This window comes from Brucella sp. NBRC 14130 (genome assembly GCF_040371715.1).
GTDB classification, from domain to species: Bacteria; Pseudomonadota; Alphaproteobacteria; order Rhizobiales; family Rhizobiaceae; genus Brucella; species Brucella intermedia.
This window is the reverse complement of record NZ_BAABTE010000001.1, coordinates 688,127-704,711: the sequence shown is the minus strand read 5'-3', so window position 1 is coordinate 704,711 and position 16,585 is coordinate 688,127. Positions and strand designations below refer to the sequence as shown.

The following is a 16,585-nucleotide window of genomic DNA, read 5'->3' as shown; positions in this document are numbered from 1 at the left end:
GGTAGCGGACTCCCATCAAGGCCAGGAGCGTGATCGCTCCAGCGATAGGCCGGATAGATTCACGCATCCAATGCCGAGTTGCCGCCAAATGTTCTTCTCGCCCGGGAGGCGTCCATAGATTGTCGTAGATGCCGCGCGTGCAGGACCCGCCAAAAAAGGCGAATGCCCGGTCATGGGCGTCGAAGACCATCTCCTGCGTCTCGCGCGGATAGGCCCGCACATACATCATCCGGCTGTGGCAGAGCCGGACATGCGCAACCTTCACGGTCGTCGTCACACCGCCCAGAACAACAATCTCGTGGCTCCAGTCGAACTGGTAAGCTTCGCCCGGTGCGTAATAAAGTGGTACATAGGCTTCCGCCGTTACGGCCCCACGCTCTTTCAACCACGAGCGTGCATAACGCCGGACCGTATCATAGCCACCCGTGTAACCCAGATCGCGTAGATCTTCGAATATCCGGATCAGTGTCAGGCGTTCGCGCGAGGCCTTCGCCTCATTAGCTAGCAGTATTCCATCAAGATGGTCACGCCAGGGACCGAGCTTTGGCTGTGGTTGACGGCTGCGCTCCTATTTGAACTCAGTTTCTTCACTGCGCAGAACCCTCCGCACAACTTTGCGCGAAACGCCCAGTTCCCGACAGATCGCTTTGATCGTTTTGCCCTGCACATGAGCAAGACGTCGTATCTTCGAAATAGTCTCCACAATAAGCATCCAATAGAAAACCTCCGATTGAAATCGAAGGTCATGTTACCCTTTAAATAAGGGGTCCCGTTTGGATGCCGATAACCCCTCAAATGGGGTCCTTATTCCATGCTTAATGACATCCTACGAAATGCAGCAAAGATGGTGCTTGGCAGAAGCGCGGGCAGGGCCTTCACCGCTGCCAGTTGCTCTACGCTGTTGCGCGCCACGGCATCATCAACCCCGTACAATAGAGATTCCGCACGATCAGCGGTGTCCGATCACTTTGACCAGCGCCTCCACATACTCATCGAACGCGCTTGCCCGCCCATCGTCCATCCTCTCCATGTCGCTCATCCATCGCTGTGAATCGGCAGCGTATCACACCACGCCATGGGCGAATCCCCGGACCAAGATTTCGTGACGCATTAAGACTATAAGCGTGAAGGTTTTTGGTAGGCCGCCCGCAACTGATTGTCATGCTGCTTCACGCGTTTCCGTTTTATGCACAAGCGGTAGACGAGTCGGTCGACTTATCCAAATTGTCCACCGGACTATTGACAAGCCGGGTTATGCTTTCCATGCTCGACGGACACAATTCGAACATAATTTATGAGGGAAAGAGGCGGTTATGACATTTGGAATATTTACCCGGCGCGGGATGATTGCAGCGTTTGCAGGGGCTGTGGCTCTAGGCGCCGGTATCGCGTTTGCACAGGCTCCTGCCTTTTTCCGCATCGGTACCGGCGGTACGGCCGGTACTTATTATCCCATCGGCGGCCTGATCGCGAACGCGATCTCCGGCGCGGGCGACAAGGGTGTGCCGGGCCTGGTGGCGACGGCGGTGTCCTCGAACGGTTCGGTGGCGAACATCAACGCGGTGCAGTCGGGCTCGCTGGAATCGGGGTTCACACAGTCGGACGTAGCCTATTGGGCCTATACGGGAACGGGACTCTATGACGGCAAGGGAAAGGTGGAAGACCTCCGGCTTCTTGCCACGCTCTATCCCGAAACCATCCATCTGGTCGCGCGCAAGGATTCCGGCATCAAGTCGGTTGCGGATCTCAAGGGCAAGCGTGTTTCGCTTGATGAGCCGGGTTCGGGCACGATCGTCGATGCGCGCATCGTTCTTGAAGCCTATGGCCTCAGCGAGAGCGACGTAAAGGCGGAACATCTCAAGCCCGGCCCTGCGGGTGAACGGCTGAAAGACGGCGCGCTCGACGCCTATTTCTTCGTTGGCGGCTATCCGACCGGGGCGATTTCCGAACTTGCCACCTCCAACGGTATCGCTCTGGTTCCGATCAGCGGCCCGGAAGCCGACAAGATTCTGGAGAAGTATTCATTCTTCACGAAGGATACCGTCCCCGCCGACACCTATAAGGACGTCGGCGAAACCCAGACGCTTGCTGTCGCTGCGCAATGGGTGACGAGCGCCAAGCAGCCGGATGAACTCGTCTACAACATCACCAAGGTGCTGTTCAATGAAGCCAGTCAGAAGGCCCTCGATGCCGGCCATGCCAAGGGCAAGCTGATCAAGCTCGATACGGCCACGGCCAGCCAGGGCATTCCGCTGCATCCGGGAGCGGAACGCTTTTATAAGGAAGCGGGTGTCCTGAAATAATTCCAGGAAACTTCCTACCGTTTTCATGAAAGAATCGAAGCATGTGGGACGGCAACTCAGAGATTGAGCGGCCGTCTCCCAATTTCTTATTTGGCCCAGTCAGAACGGGCGACATGGAGTTGAACCGACATGTCTGAGGACCAGAACGTAAAACTCGCGCCGATGGAACTGGACGAGGTCAAGGCGCGCGAACTGGAAGAGCAGTTCGATACCGAAATTCGTTTCCGCCCGCTGGCTCCGCTCTCTGCCCGCATCGTTGGCGGCCTTCTGATCGTCCTGTCGCTTTTTCATTACTACACGGCCGGCTTCGGTATCCTGTCGGAAATGGTGCACCGCGGCATCCATCTCTCGTTCGTGCTCGGCCTCGTGTTTCTCGTCTTTCCTTTCTCCCGCACGGGTTATGACAAGCCGGCGGTTTCCTCGCTGCTGCGGCCGCTCGGCATATCGATCATCGACTGGGCGCTGGCGATTGTCGCGGTCGTGGCTGTTCTCCATGTGCCATTGATCCCGCTTGACGATCTGGCTTTCCGCGTCGGCAATCCGACGACCACCGATGTGGTGCTCGGGGGCCTCCTGATCCTCATTCTTCTGGAAGCGACGCGCCGATCGGTGGGTTGGCCCCTGCCGATCATCTCTATCCTGTTCATGCTTTACGCACTTTACGGACCGTCCATGCCGGGTATTCTTGTTCATCCCGGCGCCACGGTCAGCCAGTTGGTCAATCATCTTTATCTGACCACACAGGGCATTTACGGCATCGCGCTCGGCGTCGTCGCAACCTATGTCTTCCATTTCGTGCTGTTCGGCGTTTTCGCCACGCGCATCGGCCTTGGCCAGTTGTTCCTCGACTGTGCAGCCTGGGTGGCAGGGCGTTTTGCGGGCGGTCCCGCGAAAGTGTCGATTTTCGGCTCCGCGCTGTTCGGCATGATTTCCGGTTCCTCGGTCGCCAACACAGTCACTGTCGGATCGCTGACCATCCCGGCCATGATCCGGCTCGGCTACAAGCGCCATTTCGCGGCCGCCGTAGAATCCGCATCCTCGACCGGCGGTCAGATCACGCCGCCCATCATGGGCGCTGCCGCCTTCCTGATGATAGAATTCCTCAATCTGCCCTATACGACGATCATTCTGGCCGCCATTGTTCCGGCCTTCATGCATTTCTTCGGCGTTTTGATGCAGGTGCATTTCGAGGCCAAGCGCAACGGCCTGCGTGGCATGACCCGCGAGGAACTGCCTGATCTGAAGGAAGCGTTCAAGCGCGACTGGCCGACCGTCATTCCGCTGATCGTGCTGATCGGTGTGCTTCTGTCCGGCTATACGCCCTATCTCGCGGCCTTCTGGGGCATCACGCTGTGCATCGCGGTAGGGTTGCTCAATCCGCGCAAGCGTATGACCGTCAGCGAAATCTTCGATGGTCTGCGCGATGGTGCGAAATATGCGCTTGCCGTCGGCGCGGCTGCCGCCACGGTCGGCATCATCGTTGGCGTGGTGACGCTGACCGGCGTGGGCTTCAAGATCTCCTATATCGTCACATCCACCGCAGGGCAGCTTGCTGCCTTCTTCGGTACCGTTCTGCCGGCAAGTTGGTTCGGTCCGCAGACGCTCACCCTTCTGTTCACGCTCATCATGACCGGCGTCGTCTGCATCCTGATGGGCTGTGGCATCCCGACGACGGCCAATTACATCATCATGGCCACCATCGCCGCTCCGGCCCTCGGCCTTCTGGGCGTCGAGCCGATCGTCGCGCATTTCTTCGTCTTCTATTACGGCGTTCTGGCAGACATCACGCCGCCCGTAGCGCTGGCGGCTTATGCGGCCGCGGGCATGGCGGGTGCGGACCCGTTCAAGACGGGCAACACCGCATTCCGCCTCGGACTGGGCAAGGTGCTGGTGCCGTTCGTCTTCGTCTTTTCGCCGTCTTTGCTGCTGGTAACGTCGGGATTCAACTGGGCGGATTTCCTGCTGGCATTTCTCGGCTGCGCCATCGGCATCACCGCACTGGGAGCTGCACTTTCCGGTTTCTTCCTCGTGCGGACCAAAGCGTGGGAAAATGTGCTGATGATCGTCGGCGCGATGCTTCTGGTCGCACCGGAGATTTACTCGTCGGCCGTAGGTCTGCTGCTGTTGGTACCCGTTCTGATCCGCCATCTTGCAGCGCGGAAAGAGCCTGCAGCAATTTAAGGCGAGCGTGAATTCGGCAGCAGCTTTGTCGGAGGCCGCTATCTCTACTTATTCAGGCAGTCGGCGCGAGCCGACGTGCCTGTTTCGAAAGACTGGCTTCTCGCGCAGGCTGCAACATTCCTTTTTGCGCCGTTATCGCGTCTTAGTCACACGACCTGATATGGATCGGCTCTGCTTCCGCCTCCTTGCCCAGGTCGGTACAGGTCTGGCCGGCGCACAGGGTCCAGCCGCCACCCGTCTTGCCGGACGCAGCGAGGACGATATCTCTTCGCGGCGGGATGTGCGGATGGTAGCTGTACCAGCCGTTCCGCAAGACCGCGTCTTCCGGTGGCTCCATCCCGGCTCCCGATCCCTTGATGCGCGCCTCGGTGAGCACCAGCCCCTGATCCGTGACCGACCAGTGTTCCTGCCAAGGAATTTTTTCCACGCTATGGGTCCATGAGAGGACGAAGCTTGCGGCGGCGATTTTCATGAGGCCGCCGGCCGTCGTGATGCAGATCGCCATCAACCCGACGACGCGACGACGGATGGCCGCGACCTCCAGAAATGCCATATGAGGAAGGCCGCGCAGGCCGCAAAGCCCAGTTCGTCGCTATAGGGATAGGTGGCGAGCATCAGCGCGATTGCTACAAATGCCCAGATACGCTCCCATAGCTGGAGGGGCGTGCGCAGATGTCCGATGGCCGCCGCGCCCCACAGAAGAATGCTCAGCAGCGCCTTGACGAGCATATACGCGAAGGCCAGCCAGAAGCCGTATTTTTCGGTAAGGGGCCCGCCTTCCTGAAGCATGATGACCGGCTCATAGACGGCCATGAACGGCACGGCGAAGCCTGCCACCGCGATGCGGATCGCCTGCATGCCGATCTTCATCCCCGATTCCCGCGCGATGGGCGCGGCGGCGAAGGCGGCCAGCGCCACCGGCGGCGTGAGGTCCGCCATGATGCCGAAATAGAAGACGAACATGTGCGAGACGAGAAGCGGCACTTCTAGATGCAGAAGCGCCGGGCCGGCGATCGAAGAGGTGATGATATAGTTCGGAATGGTGGGAATGCCCATGCCGAGCACGAGGCAGGCGAGCATGGTCAGCACCAGCGAGAAGAACAGCGAGTTTTCCCCCACGCTGACGATGACGCGGGCAAATGTCGAGCCGGCTCCGGTCAGCGCGAGAATGCCGATGATGACGCCTACCAGCGCACAGGCGATGCCGACCGGCAGCGCGTTCTTGGCGCCTTCCGCAAGGCTTTCCAAGCAAAGGCTGAGCGTTTCCCGACCTCCGCGCACCGCGAAATTGATCGCTACCAGAAGGGCGACGAGGAGAATGATCAGCGTGATCCCGCGCAGCGCATAACCGAAGATGTTGAACGTGGTGCCGAAGGCGGCGGCGGACATCACGCCGAGCGCGATCCAGAACAGAACCCGCAGCGGCATCGACAGGCCACCCGACACCGGCACGCCCAGTATGATGAGCGCGGTGAGGCTGAGACCGACCGTGCCGGCGAAAAGCGGTGTATAGCCGGAGAAGAGAAGCCAGACCAAAGCGGCCAGCGGCAGGATGAGGAACCAGCGCCTGCGGATTGCTTCCAGCGCGCTCGGCATTTCGCTTTTGTTGAGGCCCTTCATGCTCAGGCGTCGCGCTTCCAGATCGACCATCACGAAGACGGTGATGAAATAGAGGATGGCCGGCACGATGGCCGCCTTGACGATCTCGACATAGGGCAGGCCGAGCGTTTCGGCCATGATGAAGGCGACGGCCCCCATCACCGGCGGCATGATCTGACCACCCATCGACGCCACGGCCTCCACGCCCCCGGCAAAGGCCGGGCGGAAGCCGGAGCGCTTCATGAGCGGAATGGTGAAAGCGCCCGTCGTCACCACATTGGCGACGCCGGAGCCGTTGATCGTGCCCATCAGCGCGGATGAGATCACCGAAACCTTGGCAGGGCCGCCCCGCGACGCGCCAACTGTGCCCATGGCGATGTCATTGAAAAGCTGGATCATGCCGGCGCGCTCCAGAAACGCGCCGAACAGGATGAACAGGAAGATATAGCTCGACGACACATAGATCGGCGTGCCGTAAATGCCCTCGGTTCCCAGAAACAGGACCTCGACCACCTGCTCGAAATCATAGCCGCGGTGATTGAACGGATGCGGCAGATACTGGCCGAACAGGCCGTAGGCCAGAAAGATCAGACAGATGAGCGGCAGGGTCCAGCCCATCATTTTCTTGCCGGCCCAGAAGACGAGCCCGACGGCGAGGACCCCGATCACGATATCGGTGTGGCTGGGCTCGCCCGCCCGAATCAGGAGGTCTTCATAGAAGATCCAGTGATAGAGACTGAGCGCGAAGGCCACGACCGCCGCCAGCCAGAACACGGTCCGTCTGGCGGCGTCCGTCGCCGCATTGGCGTAGAGGCCGAACAGCAGTAAAAGCAGAAATCCGACATGGACGGACCGCACGACCTGGCTCGGCAGGGGCGAGTAAGCCGAGGTCCAGAGCTGGAAAACGGAGAAGGCCACGGCGATGGCGAACAGGATCCTTGCGCCTGCGCCTGAACCCCAGCCGGGAATATGTTCAGCCGATTCGATAGCCGTTTCGGCAGCCGTTTTTTCGCTCTGCGCCATGAGGAACCTTCACCAGATTATGCATTGGGGGGAACGGATGGATGCCCGGATGTGTCGTCCGGGCATCTGAGCATTGGGCGAGGCGGCAGGCCTCGCCGATCTGCCGGCGATCTATTCGATCCCCTTTTCCTTGAAATAGCGCATTGCGCCGGGATGGACCGGAACGGGCGAGACGATGGTGTTCTTGTCGAGCTTGATCGCCTTGGCGGAAGCGTGCGCTGCCGCAAGCTGGTCGAGATTCTCGAACAGGCCCTTGGTCATCTGGTAGACCAGTTCTTCATCCATGTCGGGGCGCACGATCAGATAGTTGATGACCGAGGCGGTCACGACATCCTTGTCCTGCCCAGTATAGGTGTTCGCGGGAATCGTGTTGACCTGATAGGGCGCACCGATCTTCTCGATAACGTCCGAAGGGATCTCAACGACATTGATTTCAACCGAATTGGCGAGATCGCGCAGCGAGGCGACGCCGAGGCCCGAAGACTGCAGGGTGGCGTCAAGCTGGCGGTTTTTCATCAGTTCGACCGATTCCGCGAAGGGCAGATATTCGATCTTTCCCAGATCGTCGTAGGAAAGGCCCGCCGCTTCCAGAATGGTGCGCGCATTGAGTTCGGTGCCGGACTTCGGCGCGCCGACGGAAAGGCGCTTGCCCTTCAGGTCGGCCAGAGTCTTGATGCCCGATTCCTTCGAGGCGACGATCTGGACGTAATTGGGATAGATAGCCGCCAGCGTGCTGAGCTTGGTGAGCTTCGTCTTGAAACCGGCGGCTTCATTGCCCTCGTAGGCATCGCGCAGGGAATCGCCCAGTGTGAAGGCGACTTCACCACGGCCGCTGTTGATCAGATTGATATTTTCGATCGATGCCTTCGTGGCCTGAACGGAAGGCCGTACGTCGGGGATGCCGGAATAGATCTTTTCCATGGCAACGCCGAGTGGATAATAGACCCCGCTGGTGCCGCCGGTCAGGATATTGACGAATTCCTCGGCACGGGCCTGCGCCGCGCCGAGAACAAATCCAAGCGCTGTCGCCAGAGAAACGGCCGTCTTCTTGTCCAGGAATTTCATGTTTCCTCCTCCCTTTCATAGATATCGCTGTGCCGCGACAATCTGCTGCGAAGCAGGGAGATTCATGAAGATCATTTCCCTCACCACGTTCGCAAATTTCCTCCCTTGGAACGAGAGAAAAACGCTATAGCATTCCGGAGAAAATCCCAAGTGCTTTTGGACGTTGTTAGACGGAAGAATAATTTCCTCCCGCGCCAGGCGGGTTTGACTATATAATTCTTGGGGACAGTTCGAGCAGCGAAGAGCGCGATCTGCCTTGGATCAACTGTCGCACATAGTATGCAAGGAGGGTCGGGTGTTCCGGCACATGGAAATCTGCCGGAATCGCGCCTCACGATATAAAACGCCCGTCAGCGCGTTTCGATAGTCTCAGCACGATATAGCCAGCCAGGCCGGCGATCAGAGAGCCGATCAGAATTCCTATTTTTGCTTCATCCTGAAGGAGCACGTCGTTGAAGGCGAGCAGCGAGATAAACAGGCTCATCGTGAAGCCGATACCGCAAAGAAGTGTCGTTCCCAACATCTGCTGCCAGCTTGCACCGGCAGGCAGATCGACGATGTCGCTCTTTACAAGAATCAGAACCGCGCCAAAAATCCCGATGAGCTTACCAAGTGCCAGCCCCGCTGCCACACCCATGGTCACCGGAGCAAAGACTGCATCGATACCCAGACCTGTAAAGTTCACGCCTGCATTGGCAAAACCGAAAATCGGAACGATAACGAAAGATACGGGTTTGATCAGGCTATGTTCGAGGAGGTGTAGCGGGCTTTCGGAAATATGGGCCTCGGGTGCGGCGGGTGTTCGTTTGATCGGCACCGTCAACGCCAGCAGGACACCTGCAATCGTTGCGTGGACGCCGGAGCGATAGGTGAAGATCCAGAGGAGGAGTCCAAGGATCAGATAGGGCAGGAGACGCTTCACACCCGTAAGATTAAGGACGAGAAGAATCGCAAAGACCAAGGCAGCCAGTCCGAGATCAATTGCCGAGACGCCAGTGGTGTAGAACAGGCCTATGATGACCACTGCACCGAGGTCGTCGATAATGGCGAGAGCGGCGAGAAAGACCTTGAGAGAGGTTGGAACCCGCGGGCCGAGCAGAGATATGACGCCAAGCGCGAACGCGATGTCGGTGGCGGCGGGAATGGCCCATCCGTGAGAAGCGCCGCTGTTCAGGTTGAAGGCGAGATAGATGACTGCCGGCACGGCCATCCCGGCCATTGCGGCTGCACCGGGCAGAATGCGGCGGGGCCATGACGAAAGATGCCCGTCAACCATTTCACGCTTGATCTCGAGGCCGACCATCAGAAAGAAGACCGCCATCATGGCGTCGTTGACCCAGTGCTGGACAGAAAGGGGCCCCAGATGGAAATGCAGTACATGGAAATAGGAATCCGCGACCGGGGAATTCGCCACCATCAGGGCGGCGATGGCCGAGGCGATCAGAAGCAGGCCACCTGCGGATTCGCTGTCGAGAAAATTGCGGATAGTATTCTGGATGCGGCCAGCCATGGGCAACTCCCTGTCAGAAACGGTTAAAAACAGTCTCCGTAGTCAGGGCATTCCCTGGGCGCACGCAGCACACGCCGTACCACCGAAAGTAATCACCTGACATAAAAGTTCAAGGCCTTGTGATATGCGAACGACTTGAACGCCGAAGTCGCGCTTCATCACTTCGTTGGAAGCGGTTGCCTCAGCCGACGCGGCCTCGTAGTCTGCTTCCGTTTGAAGATTGATAGACTCTGTCATCATAGTTCGCCTCAATGTTCGTAACTATGATGGTTTTTCTCCAATCGTTATCCGTCCGTGGTGCTGGAATACCTCCCAAATTTCACCAACCTAGCGGCTGATCCTAAAGGAGAAAGGCAAAGAGCCATGATATCTTGTTTCTAAACAGGTACTTGCAATGAATGTCGGCATCGGTGGTTGCACACCCCCGCAACCACGCTATAGCACGCTACGATATCCAAAGCTACGATCCTGTGCGCCAGATAATTTGCTGCTTGCGGCTATGATCCAGTTTGAAATGATTATGTTCCGGTTTATGAAACCGGAACAGCTGGCAGGTCCGCCTTCAGCGCACTGACGTCATCTGGTAATTCGGAAGCAGGCAAAACCATGGGAGAAATAGAGCACAAATGCGGCCATTTTCCCAACCATTACACCATCATGATTCATCTTGCCGCAGGCAGGTATCAGCCCGTCAGCAACGGTCGCCGGACCTTGGCTGGACGGATCTTTTTCCAATCCATTCCGGCCAGAAGCGCCATCAGTTGTGAATGGTCGAGACGCACCCGCGCCGCCGATATGCCCGGCCAGCAGAAGCTGCTCTCTTCCAGGGTTTTCGAGTAGAGGCAGACCCCGCTGCCATCCCACCAGACAATGCGGACACAGTCCGCCCGTTTCGACCGGAAGACGTAAAGCGCGCCATTGAACGGGTCGAGGCCGCCATCCCGCACCAACGCCATCAACGATGCGGCTCCCTTGCGGAAGTCGACCGGTTGGCAAGACACGTAAACCACAACGCCGGAAGCAATCATGCCTTGCGCACCGCGCCGATAATGCCCGCCAACTGGTCCGGATCGATATCACCGCGTACCCGCATGACGACATCGCCAATCACGATCTCCACCGTCGCGCCGCCGCTCGCCTCAAAGCGCGTGAACTTCGCCGGCTCGCTTTCCATCATGGTTCGTCCGCCCAATCGCACCGTCAATGGCGCCATCGCCCCCCTGGAAAGCGCCTTCCTGCGCCACGCATAAAGTTGCGACACGTCCAGTTCATAGGCGCGCGCAACCTCCGCCACCGTGCCTGCCGGCGAAAACGCTTCCGCTACGAGCCGCGCTTTCTCGTCATCAGACCAATGCCGCGGCGAACGTCGCGACGGCGTCGCCGTCAAAACTTCGAATGTCCGAACCTGATTCACCTTGTCGCTCATATGACTCTCCGCATGATTCATGCAGAAAATGAGCTTCCAAGCACAAACGCGCTACGTGGGATCGCCTACACGCTTACATTTATTCTGATCTCATCATTCTTGATGAGCTCGGATATCTACCATTCGTGCATCCGGTGGCGCGCTTTTATTCCACCTGCTCAGCAAACTTTACGAGCGCACGAGTGTCATAATCACCACCAATCTCAGCTTCAGTGAATGGGCAAGCGTGTTTGGAGACGCCAAAATGACGACTGCATTGCTCGACAGGCTCACCCATCACTGCCACATACTGGAAACCGGAAATGAAAGCTTCAGGTTCAAAAACAGTTCCGCTCAGGAACCAAAACGAGCAAAGGAATACACGAAACTTGACCGTGAATAAAAACCCGAACATTAATTAAAAGGCGGGTCAATTCTCGGCTCTGACGCAGATTTGCTGAAGTAGAAGCCCTATGATGTACCAATCAGCCGTGCTTGCAGAAGGTCGATTTTTGCGCGCCCGTACATCTGGCGTTTGATCAGTTTCAGGCGGGTAATTTGGCCTTCTGTTTGCCCGTTCGACCAAGGGGAGACGATAGCATTTCGGACTGCATCGAGGTCCTTTTCAACGCCGCCTACAAAGGACCCAATCAAACTGTCCCTGGCGGTTTCAAGCCAGCCTTCAAGTTTCGCCGCTGACTTTGAACGGATCATAGATTGAAAGTCCCCAATGGCCTTGCGGGCAGCAACCAACTCCGGAACGTTCACTTCGATTGCCGCGACAAGGATAGCCTCGGATTTTGCCAGGTCATCGCGTGCGGCGGTCATCAGTCGAGCAATAACCCGCGACGATGGCGTGCGCGCAAATCCGCTCTGGCCTGCCTTCTCAGCCAAACGTCGACGTTGTGCCCATTGCGAGACAACACCGCTCTGTCCTGGGAAGCCTTTTGCTTTCATCTCGCGCCACAGCGCCAAGGCGTTTCGCGCCCCTTCTTCCCAACGGTTGTTAAGCCATGGCAGCCAGTTATCCAGCGAACTCGGCTTCGTTCGGAATACATCGAGGCGTTGACCACGCAGGACATCGCGAACCAGTTTTCGACTATGACCGGTTTGCCGGACAATCTGCCGAATTGATATTCCCTTCTTGGCCAATCCTTGTATCGCCTCATTGGTCTCCTGACGGCGCAGATATCTAAACTGAACCGAACCGGGTTTGCCGGAGGCTCCAACTTCTGAGAGATTGGGGCCACTATGAGCAAAACAACGAACAAGTTTTCACCTGAAGTGCGTGAACGTGCCATCCGTATGGTGCTGGATCACGAAGCAGAGCACCCTTCTCGGTGGGCTGCCGTTTCATCAATCGCTACCAAGATTGGTTGTTCGCCAGCCACCCTGCATGAGTGGGTGAAGAAGACCGAGGTCAACACTGGTAAACGAGCAGGCCTGCCGAGCGATGTCGCCGAGAAGATGAAGGCTCTTGAGCGAGAGAATCGCGAGCTTCGTCAGGCCAATGAGATATTGCGCAAAGCGTCTGCTTATTTTGCCCAGGCGGAGCTCGACCGCCCCTTCAAACGATGATTTCATTCATTGACGAATACCGTAGCGTGTTTGGGGTCGAGCCGATCTGCAGATTATTGCCGATTGCCCCGTCAACCTAATACGAGAACGTCGCCAAGCGCCTGGACATCAACCGGCTGTCGGTCCGCACCCGCAACGATATCAGTCTGAAGATCGAGATACGTCGTGTCTTCGAGCAAAACTTCTGCGTTTATGGCGTTCGCAAGGTCTGGCGGCAATTGAAGCGTGAGGGGTTCGATGTCGCCCGCTGCACTGTGGCTCGACTTATGAGGTCTATGGGTCTTCAAGGCATCATTCGTGGTAAGCCAGTCATGAGGATGGTGTTGCAATATCGCACCCGGTCTTCATAATGGATCGGACACGCGGCGAAAACGGCACGCTGGTCTCGCATGTTGCTGCATCCAACGATCATGTTGAGTTTCTGAAACGTGGCCTGCCATCAATTGCAATCCTGATGGATGCTGGTCATTATGTGTCATCGTCTTGGTATCCGGGTTGTCCGGAAAGGGACAGCGCGCCGACCTGGAGCTTCATGGTTGCTCATATCCATGGCACGCCCAAAATCTTATCGGAAGGAGCGACTGCAAAGCATCTCCACGAACTCGTCAAACATATGGAGAAGGGTCGTGACAACCCCTGGCAGATGAAGGAACTCGGCCCCGGTGGTCTGGAGCGGCGTCTGCGCAATATTGTCGGCTACGAAATGCCTATTGAGAAGATGGAAGTCAAGTTCAAGCTGGGACAGGATGAGCGGGCAGCAGATATGAGTGCAGCGATCAAAAAGTTGCATGAAGAGGGGCGGGAACACCTCGCCGAAATGATGGCCCGTCACTGCAAGCTTTGACCAACGAAATGAAGGGGTCGAGGTCTGACGGAGCGAAGCGCATTGACCATGCCAAACATGGAATCCAGTATCGACTGGCAATCAACACATCGCCTATTGGCAGAGGCAAGCGGCGCTCCATTCACGGCAAAGGACGTTGTCGTTGGACAAAGTATTTCATAACCTACGTCATCATGTAGATCGAGGTTAAATTGAGAAGAGATCTTTCTCCAAATTCGTATTGTCCCATTGAAGGCTGGTGTCCGGTTTCAGTGGCTATAGGGGGTATCATTTACTTTACTGAATAATCCCCTTTGCCGTTTGATAAACAAGTTAAGCTGGCAAGTAGATTTCACGCACGCGCGCATCGCCGGACAACTTGTCAGCCGGGCCGGAGACGTGGATCTCGCCATGTTCGAACGCATAAACATAATCGGCTATTTCGAGGGACAGATCGACATTCTGTGCGACCAGAACAATGGAGACACCCGCCTCGGCGAGCTTGATCATGATCTCGAAAATCTGGTGAATGATAATCGGCGCCAGACCTAGCGAAGGTTCCTCGAGCAGCAGGAGTTCGGAATTGCCCATCAGTGAATGGGCAATGGCCTGACGCGTTACATCAGCGACGGCAGGATGCCGATCGATAACAATATTTTGGAATGTGACATCAGAGTTTTGCGACCAGAAGAAAATCATGGCTGTTCAGCGACACTGCTGACGGAGCCAGGGCCAGCGCAGTGATCTATAGTTTGATGCTGACATGCCGCGCCTGTGGACACTCTGATCTGGCTGCGGCACGTGCTCACGGAGTGCCGCAGCGAGACGACGACGCCGACATCGGCGACCTGCTACCGATCAACTTCTCGAAAACCTCCGCCGCCTAACGGAGCCGGATATCGCTTCCGATGCAAGGCGGCTCTAGCGGTGCCACAGCCGTCAATCCGCATCGAAAATCGCGCTTACGTTCAAAATCCTCAGGTCGTCAACAGGGTATCACGCACTTCATCGGAACAAGGGGGCTATCACTGCCTTCAAATCGATGGATACAGTGGAGCACAAGGGTATGTGACCTAATCTGGCTCGTGGATGATCCAAAACTTCTGCAGATCCGTAGGATTGCTCCACGCGGCGATAGCGCCGGGGCGAATAAGGAAAATGTCCCCTGCCGCAAAAGACACGCTCCCCTCGTCTGGGTTGGATAAGGTAACGTCGCCCTTGCGCAGCATCATCAGTTCAGAGAAGGAATAGTTGATGGGATGGCGGGCGTAAGGCGTAGTCGCCCAAATGCCCCAGGAAAGTGGATCGTCACTCTGGAATTCGTGACGATGAGTCGTCGGAGCGGGCGTGGTAAGCAGCGCTGCATTGGGCGCGCCACCGGGAACCATGGGATGGTCAAGGTCGAGTTTGGTGAACGACACTGGCGCGGTCCCCTGATGAATCGTGAGGATTACGCAATCGGCCGCCTGTGCCTTCCATGCAAAACTGGACGCGGGTAGGCTCGCGGCCTCACCCTTGGCCAGCACGATTTCGAAACCGTTACTGTCCACGAGCGATAAAGAGCCCTCACGAACCATTACAATAGAGGGGAACAGGCTTTTCGTCCCCTTTCCTTCTCCTGAAAGAACAGCGCGTCCGACGCCGAAGGGTTCAGTAGACTGTCCATTCAAAGTGAGGGCTTGGAAAGCTGCTTCCAAATCCGCGGCGCAAGAGGGCGCAATTCCCAGATTGATTACGTTTTTCAACAAGTCCAGTACTTTCTGCAGAGGGTTTATTTCGATGCGAATCCAAGACTGTCCTTGACCCAATACCAGCGGATGCCAACATCCATGACGGGTTTGCGGATCGAGTGCCAGGAAAGGCGCGGTATCTGCGTGGTGGGATAAACCATGGGGCGGCCTTCGGCGATGTATTCGGCATACATCTTGCCAAAAGCGGTCGCCATCGCTACGCCTCGGCCGTTATAGCCAAGCATTGCGTGCAAACCTGGAGCGGGATTGTGAAGATGAGGCAGGCCATCCATCGTTAGCGCCACATGACCGGACCAGTGATAGTCGATGCCAATGCCATCCAGTTGCGGAAACAGCCTAACCATTCCGGCCTTCAGCGCTTCCATGAGTGCCTTCTTTTCGTTCATTCCCACGGCGCCGCGTCCGCCAATGAGAAAACGCCCGTCTACTGATTGACGCATATAAAAAGCAATCTTGCGCGTTTCGGAAAGTACCACACCCCCCGGCATGATTTCCCCGCGTTGCTTTTCTGAAAGGGGCTCTGTCGCGATCAGCATGCTTTGCACAGGAAGAATGCTTTGGGCGAGATTCGGCACGAGTTTGTCGGTGTAGGCGTTGGTTGCGACGAGGGCCTCTCTCGCGCGAATTGCTCCACGCGCCGTCCGTGCCACCCAATCGCCGTTTTCGTGCGTGAGAGACGTGACGGACGAATCTTCAAAAATCTGAACGCCGCGTGCCGAAGCGGCCCGCGCCAGCCCTCGGGCATAATCCAGCGGTTGCAAGGCGCCGGCGCGTGGATCACGCCATCCACCGAAATAGCGCTCCGTGCCGGAAAGTCTGGCAATCTGTTCGCGGTCCAATATCTCGACTTCGACGCCTTGCGCCTGCCATTGTCGGGCACGCTTGTGAACGGCAGCGGTTGCAAGCTGAGAATGGGCGGCCTGAATCCATCCGGCGCGAACGGGCGAGCATAGGATAGCGTGTTCGCGCACAAGGCTAAAGACAAGATCGGCTGCGCCCCCTACAAGGTCGATCATGCGCTTGCCATGTTCGAGCCCATAGGTCGCAATAAGATCTTCCGGATCGTGCTTCAAGCCGGGGATCACCTGTCCGCCATTACGTCCAGATGCACCGAAGCCGACATGACGCGCTTCAAGGACCACGACCGTCTTGCCACGCTCGGCAAGGAACAATGCGCTTGAAAGACCCGTAAAGCCGCCGCCGATAATAACGACGTCCGCATCGTGTACGCCGTTCAGTTTGGGATGGTTCGGCTTTGCTTCGCCAGCCGCGTTCCACCAGAGCGAGCGCGAGAAGCTCTCAGGACTGCTTGCCATTTTCATCTTTCTCCAGCTTTTTTTGGCCTGC

The 16,585-nt window shown here is 57.2% G+C and carries 13 protein-coding genes, 4 pseudogenes and 1 other annotated feature; of the genes and pseudogenes, 6 read left to right on the top strand and 11 right to left on the bottom strand.

The window, feature by feature from the left end; all coding sequences use genetic code 11:
* Positions 1-109 precede the first annotated feature (109 nt).
* Positions 110-712: pseudogene (gene istA, locus ABWW28_RS03445) on the bottom strand (IS21 family transposase); the annotation flags it as partial.
* 601 nt (positions 713-1,313) lie between these two features.
* On the opposite strand from istA, the gene ABWW28_RS03440 reads away from it, so the two are divergent.
* Complete coding sequence (locus tag ABWW28_RS03440; protein ID WP_006469996.1) at positions 1,314-2,303, top strand: TAXI family TRAP transporter solute-binding subunit; 990 nt, start codon at positions 1,314-1,316, stop codon at positions 2,301-2,303.
* Positions 2,304-2,432: 129 nt separating this feature from the next.
* Entirely contained in the window at positions 2,433-4,484 is a 2,052-nt protein-coding gene (locus ABWW28_RS03435) for a TRAP transporter permease (RefSeq protein ID WP_006469997.1), read from the top strand.
* Between the two features lie 142 nt (positions 4,485-4,626).
* Here the strand turns inward: ABWW28_RS03435 and ABWW28_RS03430 are convergent, their stop codons facing one another.
* The 6 genes from ABWW28_RS03430 to ABWW28_RS03405 all read right to left on the bottom strand — a co-directional run bounded on the left by ABWW28_RS03430 (position 4,627) and on the right by ABWW28_RS03405 (position 11,107).
* Positions 4,627-4,989, bottom strand: coding sequence for a DUF1850 domain-containing protein (locus ABWW28_RS03430; RefSeq protein ID WP_022569761.1), 363 nt, complete (start codon positions 4,987-4,989; stop codon positions 4,627-4,629).
* On the bottom strand, positions 4,989-7,106 hold the full coding sequence (locus ABWW28_RS03425) for a TRAP transporter permease (protein WP_353390302.1): 2,118 nt from the start codon (positions 7,104-7,106) through the stop codon (positions 4,989-4,991). Before ABWW28_RS03425 ends, ABWW28_RS03430 begins: the two co-directional genes overlap by 1 nt.
* Before the next feature lie 111 nt (positions 7,107-7,217).
* Entirely contained in the window at positions 7,218-8,171 is a 954-nt protein-coding gene (locus ABWW28_RS03420; RefSeq protein ID WP_006469999.1) for a TAXI family TRAP transporter solute-binding subunit, read from the bottom strand.
* A gap of 331 nt (positions 8,172-8,502) precedes the next feature.
* On the bottom strand, positions 8,503-9,681 hold the full coding sequence (gene nhaA / locus ABWW28_RS03415) for a Na+/H+ antiporter NhaA (RefSeq protein ID WP_039853465.1): 1,179 nt from the start codon (positions 9,679-9,681) through the stop codon (positions 8,503-8,505).
* A 683-nt stretch (positions 9,682-10,364) separates the two neighbouring features.
* On the bottom strand, positions 10,365-10,709 hold the full coding sequence (tnpB, locus tag ABWW28_RS03410; protein WP_006470002.1) for an IS66 family insertion sequence element accessory protein TnpB: 345 nt from the start codon (positions 10,707-10,709) through the stop codon (positions 10,365-10,367).
* Entirely contained in the window at positions 10,706-11,107 is a 402-nt protein-coding gene (locus tag ABWW28_RS03405; RefSeq protein WP_006473258.1) for a transposase, read from the bottom strand. The genes tnpB and ABWW28_RS03405 overlap by 4 nt, the downstream gene beginning before the upstream one ends.
* A 77-nt stretch (positions 11,108-11,184) precedes the next feature.
* On the opposite strand from ABWW28_RS03405, the pseudogene ABWW28_RS03400 reads away from it, so the two are divergent.
* Positions 11,185-11,489, top strand: a pseudogene (locus tag ABWW28_RS03400) (ATP-binding protein); the annotation flags it as partial.
* A gap of 68 nt (positions 11,490-11,557) precedes the next feature.
* Here the strand turns inward: ABWW28_RS03400 and ABWW28_RS03395 are convergent.
* Entirely contained in the window at positions 11,558-12,238 is a 681-nt protein-coding gene (locus ABWW28_RS03395) for an ISL3 family transposase (protein ID WP_006470005.1), read from the bottom strand.
* A 99-nt stretch (positions 12,239-12,337) separates the two neighbouring features.
* Between ABWW28_RS03395 and ABWW28_RS03390 the strand changes: the two are divergent.
* Both ABWW28_RS03390 and ABWW28_RS03385 read left to right on the top strand, forming a co-directional pair.
* A pseudogene (locus ABWW28_RS03390) lies at positions 12,338-12,987 on the top strand (IS3 family transposase); the annotation flags it as partial.
* Positions 12,619-12,735: a sequence feature (AL1L pseudoknot), on the top strand. (Overlaps the previous pseudogene by 117 nt.)
* A gap of 26 nt (positions 12,988-13,013) precedes the next feature.
* Positions 13,014-13,508 carry an FMN-binding negative transcriptional regulator gene (locus ABWW28_RS03385; protein ID WP_006470008.1) on the top strand — a complete coding sequence of 165 codons (495 nt, stop codon included), beginning with the start codon at positions 13,014-13,016 and terminating at the stop codon, positions 13,506-13,508.
* 312 nt (positions 13,509-13,820) lie between these two features.
* On the opposite strand, the gene ABWW28_RS03380 is transcribed toward ABWW28_RS03385, so the two are convergent.
* Positions 13,821-14,135, bottom strand: coding sequence for an ATP-binding cassette domain-containing protein (locus ABWW28_RS03380; RefSeq protein ID WP_235693813.1), 315 nt, complete (start codon positions 14,133-14,135; stop codon positions 13,821-13,823).
* Between ABWW28_RS03380 and ABWW28_RS03375 the strand changes: the two are divergent.
* Positions 14,097-14,374: pseudogene (locus ABWW28_RS03375) on the top strand (IS66 family transposase); the annotation flags it as partial. The gene ABWW28_RS03380 and the pseudogene ABWW28_RS03375 overlap by 39 nt on opposite strands.
* A 186-nt stretch (positions 14,375-14,560) precedes the next feature.
* Here the strand turns inward: ABWW28_RS03375 and ABWW28_RS03370 are convergent.
* Together ABWW28_RS03370 and ABWW28_RS03365 are read right to left on the bottom strand one after the other, a co-directional pair.
* A complete protein-coding gene (locus ABWW28_RS03370) occupies positions 14,561-15,235 on the bottom strand; it encodes a cupin domain-containing protein (protein WP_006473189.1) in 675 nt (224 codons plus the stop codon).
* 23 nt (positions 15,236-15,258) lie between these two features.
* Entirely contained in the window at positions 15,259-16,554 is a 1,296-nt protein-coding gene (locus ABWW28_RS03365) for an NAD(P)/FAD-dependent oxidoreductase (RefSeq protein WP_006473188.1), read from the bottom strand.
* Positions 16,555-16,585 lie beyond the last annotated feature (31 nt).

What these genes read in the sequence shown, in the direction of transcription:
- ABWW28_RS03440 (WP_006469996.1), top strand. Translation starts at nt 1,314, where the DNA reads ATGACATTTGGAATATTTACCCGGCGCGGGATGATTGCAGCGTTTGCA.
- ABWW28_RS03435 (WP_006469997.1), top strand. Translation starts at nt 2,433, where the DNA reads ATGTCTGAGGACCAGAACGTAAAACTCGCGCCGATGGAACTGGACGAG.
- ABWW28_RS03430 (WP_022569761.1), bottom strand. Translation starts at nt 4,989, where the DNA reads ATGGCGATCTGCATCACGACGGCCGGCGGCCTCATGAAAATCGCCGCC.
- ABWW28_RS03425 (WP_353390302.1), bottom strand. Translation starts at nt 7,106, where the DNA reads ATGGCGCAGAGCGAAAAAACGGCTGCCGAAACGGCTATCGAATCGGCT.
- ABWW28_RS03420 (WP_006469999.1), bottom strand. Translation starts at nt 8,171, where the DNA reads ATGAAATTCCTGGACAAGAAGACGGCCGTTTCTCTGGCGACAGCGCTT.
- nhaA (WP_039853465.1), bottom strand. Translation starts at nt 9,681, where the DNA reads ATGGCTGGCCGCATCCAGAATACTATCCGCAATTTTCTCGACAGCGAA.
- tnpB (WP_006470002.1), bottom strand. Translation starts at nt 10,709, where the DNA reads ATGATTGCTTCCGGCGTTGTGGTTTACGTGTCTTGCCAACCGGTCGAC.
- ABWW28_RS03405 (WP_006473258.1), bottom strand. Translation starts at nt 11,107, where the DNA reads ATGAGCGACAAGGTGAATCAGGTTCGGACATTCGAAGTTTTGACGGCG.
- ABWW28_RS03385 (WP_006470008.1), top strand. Translation starts at nt 13,014, where the DNA reads ATGGATCGGACACGCGGCGAAAACGGCACGCTGGTCTCGCATGTTGCT.
- ABWW28_RS03365 (WP_006473188.1), bottom strand. Translation starts at nt 16,554, where the DNA reads ATGGCAAGCAGTCCTGAGAGCTTCTCGCGCTCGCTCTGGTGGAACGCG.